Consider the following 19971-nt stretch of genomic DNA (forward strand, 5'->3'; position numbering starts at 1 on the left):
TGTGTCTCAAGGAGCTGTCCTAAAAATTAGTGAGCGGAACAAACCGGGAGTCTTTAATCTATAAGTGAGATGGAGGTGGGATCGCAATCTCGCAGAAATCTTGCTTATGGATTAAAGACTGGTTTGAGGAGCTTAATTCAGGACCCGCCCAATCCCAAAAATACATCACGAGGCAAATACATGAACATCAAAGATTTTGAATATTTTCAAGCAATGATTGAAGAACGTAATTTTTCACGGGTGGCCGCCAAATTTAAAGTGAGTCAGCCAACTATTAGTACGGCCATTAAACGTCTTGAAACAGAATTTCAGACACAACTGTTTGTCCGTGATGCCAGCCAGCATAAGTTGACAACGACCTTAAGCGGCCAGCAACTGGCCGAGCACACCACCATTGTTTTGGATCAGGTAAACATCGCTCAAAGCGAAATTCGTAATATCAATACTGGAAAAGTCGTGCTTGGATTACCGCCAGTAATTAGCCAGTCCTATTTTCCTCAAATTGCGGCGGAATTGGTTAAGCACGATCTCCTTTCACAAATCGTACCTATTGAACACGGTTCGGCAGAATTATTAAAACTTTTACTTAACGGCACGCTTGATATGGCTCTTGTGGGTTCCATCCAACCATTTGATTCGGCACGCCTTTTTAGCCAAACTTTCGCACAAACTAAGTTTCACATTGTTGTTAGTAAAAAAAGCCCTCTTGCGGCCAAAAAGGGAATTTTGTTTCGTGATTTAAAAAACGAGAACTTCATTACCTTTGGGAGGAGCTTCGTTCATTCAGAAGCCCTCAACCAATTAAGTCATGCCAATCACTTTCGACCAAAGATTATTTACGAAAGTAATGATCCACAAGTGATTCAAGGTATGATTGCTAAAAATGTTGGGTTGAGCTTTTTGGCTGAATCGGCCATTACAAATCCCGATGTGGTTCAACTAAAACTGTTAGATGATCCCCAACCTGAATTTTATATGAGTTTGGCCTATCGCACTAATCATATTCTGTCGCCGCTTCAGAAAAAAGTCGTCGACATTTGTTTAAAAATGGAAAATAAAGCAGCTGGAAAAAATTAACTTTCCAGCTGCTTTATTATTAAGCGAATCTATTTTTAATATCTTTCAAACTGTCTAATGACCATAACTTCATCTTCTGACAATTGCCCACCAAGGTGACCAATTAACGTACGCCCAACTTTACGATAATTTTTTCGAATTTGTGTAAAACATAAATCAATGATTGCAATTAAAAACGTGACAATCATAGCACTGTTCTGTGTTAACACGGCCCCAAATAAATTAACTGTATCGCCCCTCAAAACTGTTCTTAAAAATGCAAAAATCATAATTAAATCAAGCACCACTTGAAGGCGCATGAGACCACGCATGCGATTTTTTAATTTAACAAGTTGCTGAAAGATATCCTGACGCTTCATGGTTCAGATCCTCCTGACTACAAACCGATGCTAACATCCATTATCTATCCTTTATTTTAAGCTAAATATAACTCTTGGTAAACTATTTGATTTCCACCAAAAATTATCGGACCGAATAGGCTAGATTTAGCTGTTTAAAAAGTGTTTCCACAGACATGCTGTATAGAGTCTTGAAATAATCATCCGTTTTTCCTTTGGGTGGATCCGGCAAAATAAACGCATTTTGTTGATCGTTAACCCCAATTCCAATATAGGCTCGCTCTTTAGTCTCTGCACTTTTAATTTCAGAATGAGAAATTTGAAACAACTGCCGTACTTCCAACCGCAATTGGCGTTTACTGAACACACTACCTAACGTCACAAACTCTTTGCTACCAACTGTTGGCAACTGCCATTTTTCAAGTTGAGCGTCAAATGCTTCAAAGGCTTTTACAACAGTTCTTCGCAAGGTAAACGGTGAATCAACCGGTTTGGCAGAAATAATTTGGTATACATTTTGCGCACCTGCCAGAGAAATGGGGTAATCGCGTTTGAATTGATCCGCTACTTTATCAAAGTCATTCCCGAAAAAGACGAGTGCATCCAAAATCGTTAACAAACGCAAATGCATCATCCCATCCATTTCACCATTTTCTTCTGGCTTAATGGTTTGTTGGACCCCTTTTAAATACTGTTTTTGAACCTCGTCATTCAATAAACCGTGCTGTTTTTGCCATTCATAAATTGTCAAATGAGTAATGGTATCATATAAAGTCGTGGTAACGATCATCAGTTGTTCGTCAAAATCACGATGTCCACTTGTCACGTTGAAAGAAATCGTTGGGTAGCCAGTCGCATCTAATAAAGCATGCTGCAATTCATGAGAAACGGTGTAATTCGGCGCAGTAACATCCTTCACATGAATGATCAAATCGCCATTTTGCCAACTTTGGTAGGATTGGTCATAACGCACATATCCGGATTTTTCCGTGCCATAATCGAACACCACATCACCAGAAATCTTCTGATTCACTTCATTCAGTAGTTCGTTTACTTCATTATTAAGTTGAATATCACTCATTACTTTCTCCTCGTAGTTGTTTTAAAATTTGCCGTGCAGTTTGTTCATCAATTACAGGTGCCTTTTCTAAAAGTAGCTGGGCTTCTGCGAGTTCAGCTGACGTTGCGCCATTGCTTAGCAACAATGACTTTGCTTGCAAATGCATGTGTCCTCGTTGAATTCCTTCTGAAACCAAAGCTTTTAAGGCCGCCAAGTTTTGTGCTAATCCAACACTTACAATGACTTCTTCTAATTCTTTTGCCGTTTTTACCTGCATCAAACGATGATTTAGTTGGGCTTTGCGATTAATCTTGATTGAACCGCCAACAAATCCCACTGGTAAAGGTAATGTTAAAGAACCTACCAAAAATTTATCTTCAATTTGCCAGCGACTAAGCCCTCGATATTGGCCATCTTGAGCAGCATATGCATGCGCACTGCTTTCAATGCTTCGCCAATCATTCCCGGAAGCCATTACGACAGCATCAACACCATTCATAATTCCTTTGTTATGCGTTGTCGCACGATAGGGATCAACCTGCGCTGCCTCACTGGCCATGACAATTCGATTAGCAATTTCATCTCCGTCAAACTGTTTTGTTGCTAAAGCAGTCATTGGAATTCGGCAGGTCGCAGTTGCCAAACACTCATCAGACAAATTACTCAAAATTGCCATTAAACTAGTTTGCCCAAGTTCAAGGTGTAAGAAATTCGAAACTCCTTCTAACATCGCATTAATCATATTAGCACCCATTGCTTCCTTTGTACCAATAAAAATATCTAATGAAACAAACTGGTGATCAAGCTTTCTTACACGTATTTTTTTTGCGCCACCCCCACGTTTAACAATGGATGGATGTGCATCATTAGCAGTCTGTAAAATTCTATTTTCATTTTCTCGCAAAAGCTGTGCAAGTTTTTCTGAATCATGAACATTTGCCATTAAAACTTGGCCCATCATCAATCGATCCGTTATCTTGGTCTGGATGCCGCCATCAATCGCCATTATTTTGGCGCCATTGCTTGCTGCTGCAATCACGGATGGCTCTTCTGTCACCATCGGAACTACTTTTTCTTCTCCGTTAATCACAAAGTTAACTGCAACACCTTCAGAAATCGGAAAATCCATCAAGTAATTTTCAATAATCTGATCACCTTGATTGGTATTTTCATCTGCAATTATAGCCTCGTCGTCCGCAGTTAAGTTTAACTGTTTTTTTAGAATCGTCAGACGTTGCGCATAAGTTTGTTTATAAAATTGCTTTAAATTCATTAATTTAATTCTCCTAAAACCAAAAAACGCGGTGAAACTCATTTTTACAATGTGCTTTTCCGCTTTTGATATTTTTGTTTGGTTTAGCGATGCTGAACATACTCAGAAATGATGCCTTCACGGACACCACTTTCCGAGAAGATCACCCGATCAGCATCCAACATTTGGAGTAACATCACTAATGGTAAAATACCACCAATAATAATGTCAGCTCGTTGTGTTTCTAACCCTGGCATCTTTTTACGATTAATTAAGTTTCGGGATAACAAAGCTCGAAAAGTTTTGTTGACCACTTCTGTTTTTAAACGATAGCCATGAATATTATCTACTCGTAATATTCCTTGATGTTGGCGATTCATACGTGCCAAAGTTCGATTAGCGCCACCCAGTAAAATAATTGGTAATTGAACAGCATCCATAATCCACCAAATATCGCGAAACTGTTTATTCACAAAATTTTGAGCAGCAAATAACCGATCAGCGCGGACCACATTGTTTAAATGGAATCGTTCCGAAAGACTCACGGCGCCAAATGGTACACTTATCAAGTTGCGAGGTTTCCCATTTTCAACATGAATTAATTCACAACTAGCCCCACCAGTGTCCAGAATCAAACAATCCCGAATTTCCAGAGAATTCATGACACCTAAATAGTCATAATATGCTTCATCGTTACCCGACAAAACGTCAAGTTGAATGCCAATCTCATCTTGAACCCGGTTTAAAAATTCGGCTTGATTACGCGCCACCCGAACCGCTGCTGTCGTAATTCCACGTACCGTACGATTCGGATAGCTTTCATAGATATGCTTAAACCGTTTTAAGGCTGCCACGGTTCGGTCCATCGCCACTTGCTGCAGAATATGATTGCTGCCCATTCCTTCAGAGATGCGAGAGTCTTCCTTAATTCGCCGGACCTCATGAAAGCTTCCGTCCTCGTGAATTTCGTTAATTGCCATTCGAACTGAATTGGAACCTAAATCCACAATAACTAAGTTTTCCATTTTGACACCTCTCAATCCATCACGATAATTTAATTGTTCTTATTTTACCATGTTTTCGTTTAAACATGCGATGAACTTGCGATAAATGGGTGTCTGAGAAAATGTAAACTTACTAAAATTATGGTTTGAGTTTGATTGAAAAAGTTTTCGACTGGTTTATATTTTAGGACGGCTGCAGAAAACATGACTATAAACATAAGCATACTTAGCGCCTGACTTCATCCTGCTGACGGCACACTTATGCTTATAGTCATGGACGTTTTTATCCGCTCACTAGGTTTTAGGACAGCTTCTCAAACCAGTCTTTAATCCATAAGCAAGATTCCTGCGGGATTGCGATCCCGCATCCATCTCACTTACGGACTAAAGACTCCCGGTTTGTTCCGCTCACTAATTTTTAGGACAGCTCCCCGAGACACACTTTTACTAAATAAGCACACTTCCATCGGGAAATCCTCCCCGCATCCAGTGCCCTTATTTAGTAAAAATAGACCCGTCTCAATCCGCTCACTGATTCTTAGGACAGCTCGGCAAAACAGGATAGAAAATGCAAGGCACGCCTACTGCGGGGATTTTTCCGCTTTCGGCGTGCCTTAGCCTTACATTTTCTATCCTATCGTTTTGCCTCGCTCACTTAAAATAATTAATTCCCATCGCATCCCGCACTTCATCCAAAGTTTGGTTTGCCACCTTATTCGCCTTTTCACTACCGCGCTTCAAAATATCATACACCCCAGGAATATCCTGTGCATACTGCTCTCTTCGCTCTCGAATTGGTTTCAACGTATTCTGCAACACTTCATTCAAATATCGCTTAATTTTAACGTCTCCCAATCCCCCTGCTTGATACTGGGCCTTCAAATCTGCCACTTTTTTCTTATCCTTATCAAAAATATCCAAATAAGTGAAAACTGTATTGCCTTCCACATGGCCCGGATCCGTCACCTTAATATGCTTTGGATCTGTATACATCGACATTACTTTCTTTTGAATCGTATCCTCATCATCCGACAAATAAATCGCATTATTCAATGACTTACTCATCTTTGCATTACCATCTAAGCCCGGAATTCTTCCCAATCCCTTTGGTGGGAAATATCCCTCTGGTTCAACCAAAATCTCTTTTCCATAAACATTATTAAACGTTCGCACAATTTCACGTGTCTGTTCCAGCATTGGCTCCTGATCATCGCCAACTGGCACCGTGTCAGCCTTAAACGCAGTTATATCTGCAGCCTGACTCACAGGATAAATGAAGAATCCTGCCGGCACACTTTCGCCAAACTTTTTTTGCTTGATTTCTGTTTTGACCGTTGGATTTCTTTCCAAACGAGAAACAGTCACCAAATTCAAATAAGTTTCCGTCAACTCACTTAATGCAGGAATTTGTGATTGCACTAAAATTGTGGATTTTTCTGGATCAATCCCCACTGCTAAATAGTCCAAAGCTACCTGAATTAAACTATTACGAATTTTTTCTGGATCACGCGCATTGTCGGTTAAAGCCTGCATATCCGCAATCATAATATAACTGTCATAATTACCAGTATTTTGTAATTCAACTCGATTTTTAAGTGAACCCACATAATGACCAATGTGTAGCTTTCCTGTTGGGCGATCTCCGGTTAAAATTACGTGCTTTTTTGTCATAATAAAATCTCCTCTTCTTTGTGTTTTGTTTCAGTGCAAATAAAAATCCCATCACTAGTAAGACTAGTAATAGGACGAATTCACCGTGGTGCCACCTAATTTGCAGAGTACTCTGCCACTCATTGCAGATATCGGTGCCCCGTTTAAGCGTTCTCCAAAACCCAATTCGTTTTTCTGAAATCTCTCAGCAAATGATTTCTCTCTGGCGGTGAAAAACTACTTTATTTCTTCACTGAACTTGATATGTTCATTGTACCTATCTTTAGTTTTGGGAGCAAGTCTTGTTTTTATAATAAATATTGATTCTTGTGCCAAATCTTCACCACAGGAACTTGGCCTCATCCTCCTGACAGCTCAACATCACCCGATTGACTTCGCTTGACTTTCTCCTCCAAACAGCCTAGAATATCGTAACACTAAAATGCTTTTACACTAAGGGAGTCATGCAATTGAGCACCGTTGATTCAAATGAACTTAAATCCGAACAAACCCGCGTTGATCACGTCATTCAAAAAATTGAAGCACAAGCCAATCACACTCAAAAATTGGTCGATCAGGCCCACTCCGAAACGCGATCTGTTGAAAGTAATTACTCTCAAAACGCAAAAATCAATACCTTTGAAGTTGATGATCGGATCGAAACCAATGCCGAAGTTCAACAACAAAAAGGCCTGGTTGCACGTGCCGTTGAAAACGAAAGTATCCTTAAACGACAAGTTGCTACCTACAAGCAGTTACAGGATTCACCCTATTTTGGCCGCATCGATATTCAAGATCCTGGTGAAACTGACGTAGAACCCCTATATATCGGAACCGCTTCGTTTGCTGATGAACACGAAAATTTTCTTATTTACGACTGGCGGGCGCCAATTTCAAGTATCTACTACAATGGCACTTTAGGAAATGTCTCCTACCAAACTCCTGCCGGTAAAATGAATACTGATTTGGTGAAAAAGCGCCAGTTTTCTATTCAATCTGGTAAAATCACTAACATGTTTGACACCAATGAAACTGTTGTTGATGAGATTCTGCAAGAAGTACTCGGACAACAGAATGATACTTACATGGCTAATATTGTAGCCACGATTCAAAAAGAACAAAATGACATCATTCGCGATACCACTAGTGATTTATTGGTTGTCCAAGGTGTCGCCGGTAGTGGCAAAACTTCCGCTATCTTGCAGCGAATTGCTTTTTTACTTTATCATAGTCGTACTTCGTTAAATGCGGATGAAATTGTATTGTTCTCACCTAATCGCTTGTATAGTCGATATATTTCTGACGTTTTACCAAGCTTGGGTGAACGAAACATGCGCCAAATCACGCTGGCTGATTTTCTCTCTCAACGTTTTCAGGGATTGAATGTTGAAACGGTTTTTGATCGATACGAGCACAATTCAAATATTACTGGCGCTGATGTAGAATTGGCTGAATTTATTGAAGGACCAGATTTTATGCGATTGGTTGCTAACTATGTGAACAATTTGTCCCCAGATAAAATTCAATTTACCAATGTCATGTTTGAAGAAAAGCCATTCTTTAAAGCCACTGATATTCGAAAAATTTATACAGATTTGCCGGACACAATGCGTCCAGCCGATCGCTTTTTAAAAACTAAAAACACGTTAATTAAACAATTAAAAAAACGACTTGATGAAGAAGCCAATGCTGATTGGATTCATGAAACCATTGACCATTTAAGTAACGAAGAATATAACGACTTAATTGGCAAAAAGCGATTACGTGCATTTGAAAGTTATGACGATGAAATTCATTATTTAGGCCGCAAACTCGCTGCCAAACACTTCCAAGTTGTTTATGATGCTCTCTTTAATAATTATTTTATTGATGTTTATTCACAATATGTATCTTTTTTAAACCAAGTAGAATTTCCAAAAACAGTTTCATCAGCAGCAAAGCAAAAAAATCAGTTTGACTTTCAACAAGCTATTGAATATCATCGCTTACGCTTAATGGATGCTGCACCACTACTTTTAATGCGTGACTTATTCACTGGTAGTGGCCGCAACCGTCAAATTCAGCATATTTTTATTGATGAGATGCAAGATTATTCATTAGCACAAATGATGTACTTTAAACATGCGTTTCCAAACGCAAAATTTACACTTCTTGGTGATAGTGAACAAGCTCTCTTTAAAAACGTTGAAGCACCGCAAATCTTGTTAACCCATTTAAAAGAAGCTTTTAATGTTAAAAAAGCTAATTTAATCACTTTAAATCGAAGTTACCGCTCCACTTATCCCATCACCAGTTTTGCAAAAAAACTTTTACCTGACGGGGACCAGATTCAAGCCTTCAATCGCGAGGGCAGTTTACCAAGCGTCGTCATTCGTGACACAGTTGCGGATGGTAATCAGGCCTTAATTGCAATTTGTAAAAAAGAACTCCAAACATACGGAACAGTAGCTATTTTGACGCGTAACATGACAGAAAGTCAGCATGTTTTTGAGAACATTCATCGGGCTACTAACGCCAATCTGCTTTCAGATGCGGATTTAGCTTTGCCTAAGGGTGTCTTGATTATGCCCATTTATTTGGCTAAGGGGCTAGAATTCGACTCTGTTATTGCCTACAATATTTCACAAAATAATTACCCCGACCAAAGTTCTACCGGAATTTTATACACGATGGCTTCGCGGGCAATGCATAGTCTAACCTTGTTAAGCATTGGTGCTGCATCCCCGCTTATTAACGAAGTTGTTAATGATCACGAACATTTAGTTCAAATTAAATAATTTTTTGTAAACAAAAAGCGATAAAATCAAACCAAAACCGGTTTGTCCTATCGCTTTTATTGAGTCTAAACTTTTCTGGTATTGGTGAATAACTAATACCAGTTTTTTGTCTATTTTAAAAATCAGAAAAATAAAAAGGACACCTGTCCTCTTTGAGTTATGATTTAATCACCAAAACAAATCGAAAAGAGAAAATTCAGATGTCCCTAATTATTTCTATCTTAAGTTTATTCGAAATAACTGACCTAATTTCATTTTTGTTTATTACCATGGATGGTATAAGTGCTACCACTCAAATTCCCATGAGCATCTGTTGCAAAAACAGCTGTTTGAACCATCATTTCTGATGAAGAGTTATCATCTTTATCACTATTACCTGAAGCACGCTCAGTTGTCTGACTTGCTTCGCTTTGCGCGTTACTAATTGCACGTGAAGTTTCTTGGAACTGTGTCACAGGAATAGCTGCTTGCTGATATTCGTCATTCAAATCGGCCGCTTCAACCGTGGTAGCTGCTGTTGCCCCCGCAAACTTAGATAAGTTTTCTAAGTATGGTGAACGATCTACTCGCTGATGTGTTGTCGTAACTTGCTGTAAGGCTGCTGTTGCGCGACTAACCTGTTGAACAACCTTAGAAATAGAAGCGGTGACCACACTTGATTCATCGGTTTTTGAACTACTTGTCTGAACGGTTGCTGATGACGCAGCTTTAGCATCCACACCTACAGAAGCTGAACTAGCAGTTGTAGAGGTCGATTTACTTGAAGCCGTTGAGCCAGCAGCGACTGAACTAATGCTCTCAGAACTAGCTTCAGAAACTGAGCTTGCTTCACTACTTGTTTGGTCGGTTTTTATATCAGAGGAAGAACCTTGGTCAGCTGAACTTGATGCTGAAGAAGCCACGCTGGTCGCCTCAGAACTGTCAGAAGCTGACACGCTACTAGCAACACTGCTAAACGCAGCCACACTAGACGCACTGGAACTGACAGCTACTGCAGAACTTGCGGCAGCTGCTGAACTGACGCTTGCACTTGAGCTACTTACGCTAGATGGCGTCCAAGTACTAACAGCAGAGCTACTTACACCACTTGAAACGACAGCCGAACTTGCAGCTACTGAGCTTGACGAAGCCACAGAACTGGTTGCTGAACTCGTTTTGGCACTTGAACTTGCTGTTGAACTGGCAACACTACTTGAACTTACTGAGGAAGTAGCACTACTTACAGCTACAGAACTTGCACTACTTGCTGTGCTCGTTGTTGCACTAGCCGCATAAGAACTGGAATATGCGTAACTGCTTGATTTAGTTGTTTTACCAGCCTGCGTCGTGTTATTAGTATCTGCTAATACTGGTGTTGTTTCATTAAAAGCCACGGCAGCATTGATACCAACTAAAACAAGCCCAGCATATAGCCATTGCTTATGCACTTTGTACATTTTAAAGTGCAATTTTTCGTCTTTCTGATGACCAAAAGTATGTTTATCACTATTCTTCATATATAATAACCCCCAAACTTACAGAATTTAAGATTCTCTAAAGGTAATTATACGACATTTTTTAAGTTTTGAATACATCATAAAGTAAAATTTATCACATTTATTTGTTCAATTGAATAACCTATTTCGTGGCTAAGTTCCGTTGATGCGTAATAGCATGTTTTAAAATAAACGGCGCAATAAGTGTGACCAAAATAATTACCAAAATGACATCTGAATAATGCGTGGGATCAATCAATTTAGCCGCAAACCCTATTTGGGCCGTGATTAAGCCCATTTCTCCTCGTGAAATCATTCCGGCACCGATGACGTAATTACTAGACAAATCAAACCCTGATATTTTGCCACCAAGGCCACAGCCAAATAATTTTGTCCCGATACCTAAAATGGTCATCAACAGCACAAAGCCAAGAGATTGCCATAAATGGGAAAAATTCATATTTAGGCCCACACTCACGAAGAACATGGGGATAAAAATCGCATAGCCAATTGGCTCTACACTTTCGCCAATTTCTTCGTGAGCGGGTGTCAATGCCACCGCAATCCCGGCAAAAAACGCACCAACTGCACCACTTAAACCGACTAGTTCAGCCAACCATGCCATGGATAAACAAATGACCATTGACATGATTGTGCGACTTGAAGTCATAAAAAGACGATCCGCCGTTCGCATTAAATATGGTGCAATCCATTTGATAAGTAGATAAACACCAACAAAATACAAAATTTGTTTTAAAATAACCAGCACCAAGTTCTGATTGCCGCTGGATTCACCCATCATGCTAACCATAATGCTTAGCAAAATCACACCAATAATATCATCCGCAACTGCGGCTCCTAGAATTGTGGCGCCTTCTTTGGTGTCCAATGCATGAAATTCTTTCAGAACTTCTACCGAAATGCTGACCGATGTTGCCGAAAATACCACGCCCAAGAAAAAACACTCCAAACGACTAAAGTGAAAAAGCAGTCCTGACGCCCCCATAATTACTACTGGAAAAATAACACCAATTACCGCAACAATCAGAGCGGGCCGTAAATATTTTTTTAGCAGGGCAATGTTACTTTCCAAACCAGCGATGAACATCAAAATAATAACACCTAAATCAGAAAAAACTTGAACCAAACTATTTAATTGAATCCAATTCAAAATAGCCGGACCCAAAACGACTCCGACTAAAAGTTGCCCAATGACACCTGGGACACCCATCCGTTGGCTGTAATGCCCAACAAACAACGTTAAAAAAAGTACTAAAGCAAGTGTCCCGATGAATTCCATATAGTTACCTCCGCAAGTTTACATTAAATAGGTCAAATCACTTGCAGCTGTGGGGTAAGCAAAAATTGTTTGCTTTAAGTTTTCAGGAGTTAACTGACGATTAATAGCCATCGCAAAATAGTTTATTAAATCATCCGCTTCACCACTCATGAGGCTTGTTCCAACAACTGCACCTGTTTTTTTAGATGTTATTACTGTAGCATATGCCAACGGTTCGTTCAAGCGGTGATAGGTAAACCATCCCGTCAAATCAAAGTTTTGAACAGCATAATTATTTTTTTGTGTTTGTGCTTCTTCGGCACCAACGCCAACCTTGGCTAAACGTGGCGTCCCATAAACAACGGTTGGAATCGCCGGATACTGAATAGCTTTAGTTTCACCAGCAAAAGATTCTGCCAAATATTGCGCTTCAAATCCAGAAACTGGTGTTAATTTAGGTTGTGATTTATCCACAACATCCCCGATCGCAAAAATATTTTTAGCAGTCGTTTGAAGATGATCATCAACCTTGATCCCACGTTTGGAAAATTCCACGCCAACTTTATCTAAATCTAAAGTGTCATCGTTGGGAACTCTGCCTGCTGTACAAAAGACTTTATCGGTTTGTAAACTGAAGCCTTGTGCACTCACTAACTCGTAGCCATCGGCATTTTTTTCAATCCGACTAATATCAACGCCAAAATGAAAGCGAACGCCCTGCTCTTCAAGTTGGGAAACCAATTGATTAACGTCTGCTTTTGCGAAAGCTTTCAGTGGTCGGTCATTATGATGAATAATATGAACCTCAGCACCCGCGGTAATTGCCATTGCCGCAAATTCAAATGCAATATAGCCACCACCGACAAATGACACTGAGTGGGGCATATTGGTCATTTTTAAGAAATCCGTACTTGTTCTAAAATGCTTTTTCCCATCAATATCAAGTAATCCCGGGCGAGCACCAGTGGCCACCACAAATTTATCGGCAATCACTTTAGTCTGATCGGCTAAAACAGTATGGTTATCAACAAACTTAACTGATCCATCAATGACAGTAATCCCAGCTTTTTTTAAACCAGCCTTGGTGCCATCCGAAACTGGATCGGTAAATGTCTTCTCGAATTTGATCAAAGCTGGCCAGTCAATATTTGGTGCACTCTGCAAACCTTTACCTACCAAATATGCAGAATGGCGCCGTGCTTCAACTGCCGCTAATAAAACCTTTTTTGGATCACATCCCCGATTCGGACAAGTCCCACCCCAAAGATTTTCTTCAATAACTGCGACCTTCAAATTTTGTGCTTTTAACGCATATGCAAGTGCAGAGCCACCGGGTCCAGCACCAATAATGGCAACATCAAATTTATCCATGATTTAACCCCTCCGTTTTTGACCTTTTGTCTACATTCTAACGCTTAACTTCACTAAGATAACGTATAACCTGTTGACGATTCAAATAACCAACCACTTGATCAGAACGGTTGACACTAACTTCTGCTGTTTTGCTTAATAGTTGAAAGGCCATTTCTAGTGTGTCGCTTTCGGTGAGTTGTGGTTCCAGATTGGTTCCGGTTTGTTTTCGATAAGTATAGCCCGTTTTAATCAGTTTACCGACTGGTGTTTCGAAGACATTTTTCGCGACGGTACCAGCAAAAAAGTTTTCAACAAATTCATTTACTGGATGTTGGGCAATATCATCCGGAGTATCCACCTGTAACAGCTTTCCATGACTCATTATGCCAATTCGGTCTCCCAGTTTCAGAGCCTCATCCATATCATGCGTAACAAACACAATTGTGTTGTGCATATTATGATGCAAATCTAAAACTAAATCTTGCAGTTGGGTTCGCACAATTGGATCCAGCGCGCTGAATGGTTCATCAAACAGAACAATCGGCGGTTTGGCAGCCAATGCCCGAATAATTCCAATTCGTTGTTGCTCACCACCGGAAAGTTCACTTGGGAGTCGATCACGATATTTTTCCGGATCAAGGCCGACCTGTGACAACAAACTATCCACAATTTTAGCCGTTTGTTTTTTGGGCATTTTTTTCATATCGGGAATGACACTAACATTCTGGGCCACCGTCATGGTTGGAAACAACGCAATCTGCTGTAAAACGTAACCAATATCTAAACGTAAACTTTGTTTATCAAATTCCTTCAGCTTTTTACCGTTAAAAAGAATATCACCATCCGTTTGTGTAATTAACTGGTTAATCATTTTTAACGTCGTAGTTTTCCCGCTACCAGACGTTCCTACCAAAACAAACAATTCTCCAGGTTTAATCGCTAAATTTAAATCCTGAATTGCTAGATTTTCGCCAAACTCTTTACGCACATTTTTAAATTCAATGATTGGTTGTTTATTAGTCATTATTTGGCATCCTCCAACAATCCATGAGAAATCAAATACTGTCTCGCAACTTTTGCTGCGGACTCTTTTTTTACATTGACCTCATAATTCATTTTTTGCATATCTTCATCAGAAATTTTTCCTGCTAATTTATTTAAAGCTGCCACAATTTTTGGATGACTGGAAGCTAATTTTTCAGACATCACTGGTGCTCCTTGATAAGGTGGAAAAACATGTTTGTTATCCTTTAACATAACCAAGTCTAATTGTTTTAACTGACTATCCGTTGAATACGCATCCCCGACGTTGATGTTCCCGCGTTTGAGCGCTTCATAACGCAAACTTGCTTGCATTGAGCTAGCTTTAATATTTAGATCGTACTTTTTATTAATTCCTTTGAGTCCATCCGTCCGGTTAATAAATTCAAGCGTCATGCCAGCCTTGATTTGACTTTCAATTGACTTCAAATCGCCAATGGTTTTTAAATTATACTTTTTAGCAAACGATTTTCTCACCACAAGGGCAAATGTATTTTGATATTTCATCGGCTTCAAATAAGTCATATTATATTGCTTTTTAAGGTCATTTCGCGCCTTAACATAAGTTTCGTGGGCGCTTAAATTCGAATTGTTTCCTGAACTTTTTACCAAGCTTTCTAACACAGTTCCCGAAAACTCTGGGTAAATATCAATACTCTTACTCTTCAACGCATTGAATAAGAAACTGGTGGTTCCAAAATTAGGTTTTAAAGTAACCGTCACGCTTTTATCACTTTGTTCAATCAAGTCTTTATACATATGAATTAAAATATTTGGTTCTGATCCGAGTTTCCCAGCAATTACAATATTTTCTTTGGGTTGTGAAACAGCTTGATAACCACTCACACCAACAAATCCCACAACGATTACCCCAACTGTGGCAATCACCGTTCGTAACCGTGCTGTCTGTAAAAATTTGATCAAGGTACTTAAAATGATCGCCAGTAATGCTGAAGTTACAGCGCCAATTACGATTAAGGAAGTATCATTTTGATCAATTCCCAATAAAATAAAGTTTCCTAAGCCACCGGCACCAATCAATGCAGCTAGGGTTGCCGTTCCCACAATCAGAACCAATGCTGTTCGGATTCCAGAAATAATTACAGGTAATGCGATTGGAATTTCCACTTTAAAAAGTTTACGCATTCGTGACATTCCAAACGCGTCTGCTGCTTCTTCTAAAGAAGGATCAATTTCATCAATTCCCACGTATGTATTTTGGAAAATGGGTAACAAAGCATAAATGACCAAAGCAATTATCGCTGGAACACTGCCAATTCCCACCAATGGAATCAATAATCCTAATAATGCCAATGAAGGAATCGTTTGTAAAACGCTGGTCACCTGTAATAAAAACTCGGCCACATTTCTATGATGAGTAGCCCAAATAGCTAATGGCACTGCAATCACGATTGCGATTAATAATGCTGTTAGCGAAATTTGCAAATGTTCCCATAACGCTTGAAGCAATTGCGTTCGCTGATCTAAAAAAGTATTCCATAAAGTTGTCATTATGACGCTCCCAATAAATTTATTGCTTCTATTCTCTCACATAACCTAAAAATATCCATGCAATATACTCAATAAAGCTCAATTGACCAAATCACTAGTCAATTGAGCTTTTAAGATTTTAGCTATTAGAAATTGAATTTTACTTCTTTAGGTTTTGTTGCAACTAAAATTTTTCCTTGCCGGATTGAATACAAAACTTCCGAACGCTCATTTAGTGCATTATAAAAATTATCGTTATTTAAAATGATACAGTTTGCGGGTTTACCAACTTCAATACCGTAATGATCTGTAATGTGTAAAGTTTTTGCAGCATTATTGGTCACAAAATTATACGAGTCCAAAATACTTTGATAACCCATCATTTGTTCAGCTTGAATCCCCATATGAACGGGGTCCATCATATTTCCGTTCCCCATGGGATACCACGGATCTTTCACATCATCTTCCCCAAATGAAACGTTAATTCCAGCTTCAGTTAAGTCCTTAATTCGAGTGATTCCTCGGCGTTTTGGATAGGTATCAAATCGGCCACCCAAATGAATGTTAACTAATGGGTTAGAAACCATATTAATTTTTGCCAATTTTAGAAGACGGAATAATTTATAACAGTAGGCATTGTTATATGAACCCATCGCCGTGGTGTGACTTGCCGTCACGCGGTCAGTCAATCCCGTTTCATAGGCTAAAGTAGCCAATACTTCAAGATTTCGAGAATTGGGATCATCGATTTCATCACAATGCACATCAATCAAACGATCATATTTTTCGGCCAACTCTGCGATGTAATGGAGTGATTGCACACCATAATCACGCGTAAATTCGTAATGTGGAATTCCACCAATTACATCGGCTCCTTCTTTAACAGCCGTCTCTAATAATTCTTTGCCATGTGGATATGACAAAACTCCTTCTTGGGGAAAGGCGACTAATTGAACTTCAACAATATCCTTCATTTCTTCTTTAACTTCCAGCAAAGCTTCCAATGCCGTCATAGTCGGGTCGGTCGTATCAACATGGCTGCGAACAACTTGAATTCCGTTTTCTACCTGTTTTTTGATGGTTGCTTTTGCGCGGGTTTTGACATCTTCTCGAGACAAGGTTTTCTTTCGCTCTGACCAAATCCGAATCCCATCAAATAAAGTTCCCGTTTGATTCCATTCCGGTTCACCTGCCGTTAAGGTTGCATCAAGATGCACATGAGAATCGATAAATGGTGGTAAAAGTAACTTTCCGTTGGCTTCAATTGTTTGTTCATTTTCATGACTCGCCAAATGGCTGCCAATTTCAATAAACTTTTCGTTTTCAATCCGTACATCCTGTTTATTTTCAGAATTTTCGATAAACACATTTTTAATTAACATGTTTCCCCTCCTTATTTAAATTGAACTTCATCACAAGATAGTAAACAAAACCAACAAGAATCATAACAATGAACGTTGCCCCCGTATAATCTTCGATCCAATTTATTTTCTGCAAAAGAAGATACACAACGACGCCCAAAACCCACAGTACAAACGCTAGCCAATGAATTCCACCTTGATACCAGTACTGACCTCCTTTTCTGGAAAGCTCCTTTGCTTGATAGTTTCTGTCCCGAATCAAGAAATAGTCAACACACATGATACTGATAATCGGACCGAGAACCATTCCCACATAGTCCAAAAAAGCTGTGAAAGTGTCTAAGAAGCTGCCAACAAAAACCGGAACAAATGTCACGACTGTGGCTAATATTGTCACTATCCACAGCGATTTTTTTAGGCTAATTTTTGGAAACATATTATTAACTGCCGATCCTGCAGCTTGCAGATTTACGGCATTGGCTGTCATACTAGTTAGTACAATGACAATCATCGCAATCGATCCCAGCCCAAGCCGGTTGGCAATGGTACTAGGATCTGAATTGTTTGCATCATACACACCTGAGGTAATGGCAATACTGATTGTGGCTACTAACCCAATAAATGCAAACCAGAAAACACCCAAATCTGCACCAATGAACGGTGCCGTTACGGCGATATGTTTTTTATTTGTAAAACGGGTAAAATCAGCTCCTGCGGTAACCCAAGCTAAGTTGAACGCGGCCAGTGTATCAATTGCAGCTCCAAAAGGCATTTTATGCATATTAGGAACTTTCCAGTTTGTGATTTGAGAAAATGAAACATCACGAAAAACAACGATCGATTCCCAAAGAACGAAAATAATTACAAGAATTATTCCTATTCGTTCAATAATTTGAATCGACCGTTGCCCGGAAGAAATACTTATTAAGTGCAAAATGCTCATAACCAAAATACCAAATACCAGACCTTTATTACCACCAGGTTGTCCATAGACCGGCCATCCCAACAATGAATGTAAAATGTACGACATAGACGTCGCCGCAATAAACGTGTTAACAGCTGTCCATCCCACGAACTGAGTGACATTAACCATTGATGGTACAATACTTCCACGAATACCAAATGAAGCACGAGAAATGGCCATCGTGGTTGCACCAGTTTTGTAACCCATGTAACCTACAAGTGATAAAAATATGTATGAAATACTTGACGCCACAATTAAAGCTTTAATACCGCCCCAAAATCCACAAGCAGCAATGATTCCACCAACGAACCATGTGCCATTGTTAGCGTTAGCACCAACCCAAGTCGCAAACATGTCCCAATAAGACATGTGTCGGTTCTCTTCTGGCACAATATCTACCGTGTATCGATCTTTGGTTTCCATAAAAAATTTCCTCCTTAGAATTTTTACACATTTTTATTGATTATACACTTCCTGTGAAAAAAATCGAGAACTTTTTTATTGAAATCTAACAATCTGATGCTATCAACCAAAATGCAATTACTTAATTTACTTTTAGCTAGTGACTTCTGAAGTGGGGACGCCCGTTCTCAACTTGAAAAATCTTTAAATGAAAATAGTGCACAAACCATTTTTGATAGTTAAAAGCAAATAGCATAATCAAAGTAGCACCCACAACAAGTGTTAATATGGCTAACAGAGTTACAGTTTCGAAGATGAAAAATAGCATTAGAATGCTGACTAGAAAAGTCAGAATTAGAATTTTAGATGCTAAAAATACAAAATACAGTATGCGAGCTTTATTAGAAATCATTTTTCTATCGTGTATGTAATGCGAACTATTTTTCATAAAGTTTGGAATGTTGATATTTCCACGACGAAATGCCAATTTTCGTCCTTGTGGAGTAGAATGCCAGCCTAAAACAAAGATGATCTTGTAGCAGATCTCCCATAAGCACAACATAACAGGTGTCGCAAATAGAAAATAAATAAAAGCACTAATACTTTCGTTAGTGGTTGGAAATAAATAATTTCCAATCCTTCCTGTTTTTTGCGAAATCCAAATACTTGCTAGAACTAATATGGCCCATAACCACCAAATCTTAGCAGATGTTTTTTCTACCCGTTGTGCGTTATACATCTGCAGTGTCTGTTCTACACTAAAACCCCGATCATTCTCAGTTTCGTGCACAGTATTACAAAAAATAATTGCTTTTTGGATCACGTATACTGTTTCATCTATATCAGATTGACGGGCCGCAACTAACGGAATGGCTATCTCTGCTTTACCATCGATCGGCGCCTCCAAAGAAAGATTAAGTGTCGTCACTAGATTACGTTGTGTAGTCGTAACATCTGCAAGATATTCCCACCCAATTAATTTTGGTTTTCTCTTGAAGAGTACTACTTTATTTAACAGCCCTCGTGATGAAAGGACCAACAAATTCGGTTTTATTAGTCTATAAACAGTAATGATAGACGGCAATCCAAAAACAAGCATAATAAAGAGACCCATAAAGTAATTATTTGAATCATATTTTGCTATTAAGGTTCCAATTACAACAAAAGCTGCGTTTAACAGAAGATAGAGTAGTTCATATAACCTGTACGCGTTTAAATAAAATTTCATAGCGACTCCGTCCATGCACATTCAAGGTGCAATTAGTGGCTTATTTTCAATAACCGATCTCTTGATTCCATTTAATTTGAAGCCACTTATCGGATTCGGACCGATGACCCCTTCCTTACCATGGAAGTGCTCTACCTAGCTGAGCTAAAGCGGCATAAAAATTACCCAAATAAGTATACCATATCCGTAAAATTTCGGGTCTACACTTTCTGGTATTGG

General features: G+C 39.2%; 15 protein-coding genes, 1 tRNA gene and 1 other annotated feature. Of the genes, 2 read left to right on the top strand and 14 right to left on the bottom strand.

What is annotated here, in order from left to right; translation table 11 throughout:
• Nucleotides 1-180 precede the first annotated feature (180 nt).
• The gene (locus DD627_RS05420) at nucleotides 181-1077 is read left to right on the top strand and encodes a LysR family transcriptional regulator (protein ID WP_260275029.1); all 897 of its coding nucleotides are present in this window, start codon (nucleotides 181-183) and stop codon (nucleotides 1075-1077) included.
• Nucleotides 1078-1112: 35 nt separating this feature from the next.
• Here DD627_RS05420 and DD627_RS05425 read toward each other — a convergent pair whose 3' ends face one another.
• From DD627_RS05425 to trpS, 5 genes are all read right to left on the bottom strand, one after another.
• Nucleotides 1113-1436 (bottom strand): hypothetical protein, encoded by a 324-nt coding sequence (locus DD627_RS05425; RefSeq protein ID WP_260275028.1) that lies wholly within the window; start codon nucleotides 1434-1436, stop codon nucleotides 1113-1115.
• Nucleotides 1437-1539: 103 nt separating this feature from the next.
• Complete coding sequence (locus tag DD627_RS05430) at nucleotides 1540-2496, bottom strand: IpaB/EvcA family protein (protein ID WP_260275027.1); 957 nt, start codon at nucleotides 2494-2496, stop codon at nucleotides 1540-1542.
• Complete coding sequence (locus DD627_RS05435) at nucleotides 2489-3790, bottom strand: hydroxymethylglutaryl-CoA reductase, degradative (RefSeq protein WP_260275026.1); 1302 nt, start codon at nucleotides 3788-3790, stop codon at nucleotides 2489-2491. The genes DD627_RS05430 and DD627_RS05435 overlap by 8 nt, the downstream gene beginning before the upstream one ends.
• Nucleotides 3791-3831: 41 nt before the next feature.
• The gene (locus tag DD627_RS05440; protein WP_057784555.1) at nucleotides 3832-4752 is read right to left on the bottom strand and encodes a Ppx/GppA family phosphatase; all 921 of its coding nucleotides are present in this window, start codon (nucleotides 4750-4752) and stop codon (nucleotides 3832-3834) included.
• A 630-nt stretch (nucleotides 4753-5382) separates the two neighbouring features.
• Nucleotides 5383-6402, bottom strand: coding sequence for a tryptophan--tRNA ligase (gene trpS / locus DD627_RS05445; RefSeq protein ID WP_057784554.1), 1020 nt, complete (start codon nucleotides 6400-6402; stop codon nucleotides 5383-5385).
• A gap of 67 nt (nucleotides 6403-6469) precedes the next feature.
• Nucleotides 6470-6644 (bottom strand) — a binding site (T-box leader).
• 207 nt (nucleotides 6645-6851) lie between these two features.
• On the opposite strand from trpS, the gene helD reads away from it, so the two are divergent.
• A complete protein-coding gene (gene helD / locus DD627_RS05450) occupies nucleotides 6852-9158 on the top strand; it encodes an RNA polymerase recycling motor HelD (protein WP_260267197.1) in 2307 nt (768 codons plus the stop codon).
• A 251-nt stretch (nucleotides 9159-9409) separates the two neighbouring features.
• Here helD and DD627_RS05455 read toward each other — a convergent pair whose 3' ends face one another.
• From DD627_RS05455 to DD627_RS05495, 9 genes are all read right to left on the bottom strand, one after another.
• Nucleotides 9410-10654, bottom strand: a complete 1245-nt coding sequence (locus tag DD627_RS05455; RefSeq protein WP_260275025.1) for a KxYKxGKxW signal peptide domain-containing protein — start codon at nucleotides 10652-10654, stop codon at nucleotides 9410-9412.
• Nucleotides 10655-10775: 121 nt separating this feature from the next.
• Nucleotides 10776-11933, bottom strand: coding sequence for a cation:proton antiporter (locus tag DD627_RS05460; RefSeq protein WP_260267200.1), 1158 nt, complete (start codon nucleotides 11931-11933; stop codon nucleotides 10776-10778).
• A gap of 18 nt (nucleotides 11934-11951) precedes the next feature.
• Nucleotides 11952-13283: a dihydrolipoyl dehydrogenase family protein gene (locus DD627_RS05465; protein ID WP_260275024.1), complete on the bottom strand. Its 1332-nt coding sequence runs from the start codon at nucleotides 13281-13283 to the stop codon at nucleotides 11952-11954.
• A gap of 37 nt (nucleotides 13284-13320) precedes the next feature.
• A complete protein-coding gene (locus DD627_RS05470; protein WP_057784549.1) occupies nucleotides 13321-14289 on the bottom strand; it encodes an ABC transporter ATP-binding protein in 969 nt (322 codons plus the stop codon).
• The gene (locus DD627_RS05475; RefSeq protein WP_057784548.1) at nucleotides 14289-15818 is read right to left on the bottom strand and encodes an ABC transporter permease/substrate-binding protein; all 1530 of its coding nucleotides are present in this window, start codon (nucleotides 15816-15818) and stop codon (nucleotides 14289-14291) included. Before DD627_RS05475 ends, DD627_RS05470 begins: the two co-directional genes overlap by 1 nt.
• Before the next feature lie 125 nt (nucleotides 15819-15943).
• Complete coding sequence (gene codA / locus DD627_RS05480; RefSeq protein WP_260267202.1) at nucleotides 15944-17179, bottom strand: cytosine deaminase; 1236 nt, start codon at nucleotides 17177-17179, stop codon at nucleotides 15944-15946.
• On the bottom strand, nucleotides 17169-18545 hold the full coding sequence (locus tag DD627_RS05485; protein WP_260275023.1) for a cytosine permease: 1377 nt from the start codon (nucleotides 18543-18545) through the stop codon (nucleotides 17169-17171). The genes codA and DD627_RS05485 overlap by 11 nt, the downstream gene beginning before the upstream one ends.
• A 136-nt stretch (nucleotides 18546-18681) precedes the next feature.
• On the bottom strand, nucleotides 18682-19752 hold the full coding sequence (locus DD627_RS05490) for a hypothetical protein (RefSeq protein ID WP_260275022.1): 1071 nt from the start codon (nucleotides 19750-19752) through the stop codon (nucleotides 18682-18684).
• A gap of 80 nt (nucleotides 19753-19832) precedes the next feature.
• Nucleotides 19833-19906: transfer RNA gene (locus DD627_RS05495), tRNA-Thr, on the bottom strand.
• Nucleotides 19907-19971 lie beyond the last annotated feature (65 nt).

The organism is Pediococcus sp., from assembly GCF_003533255.1.
GTDB classification, from domain to species: domain Bacteria; phylum Bacillota; class Bacilli; order Lactobacillales; family Lactobacillaceae; genus Pediococcus; species Pediococcus parvulus.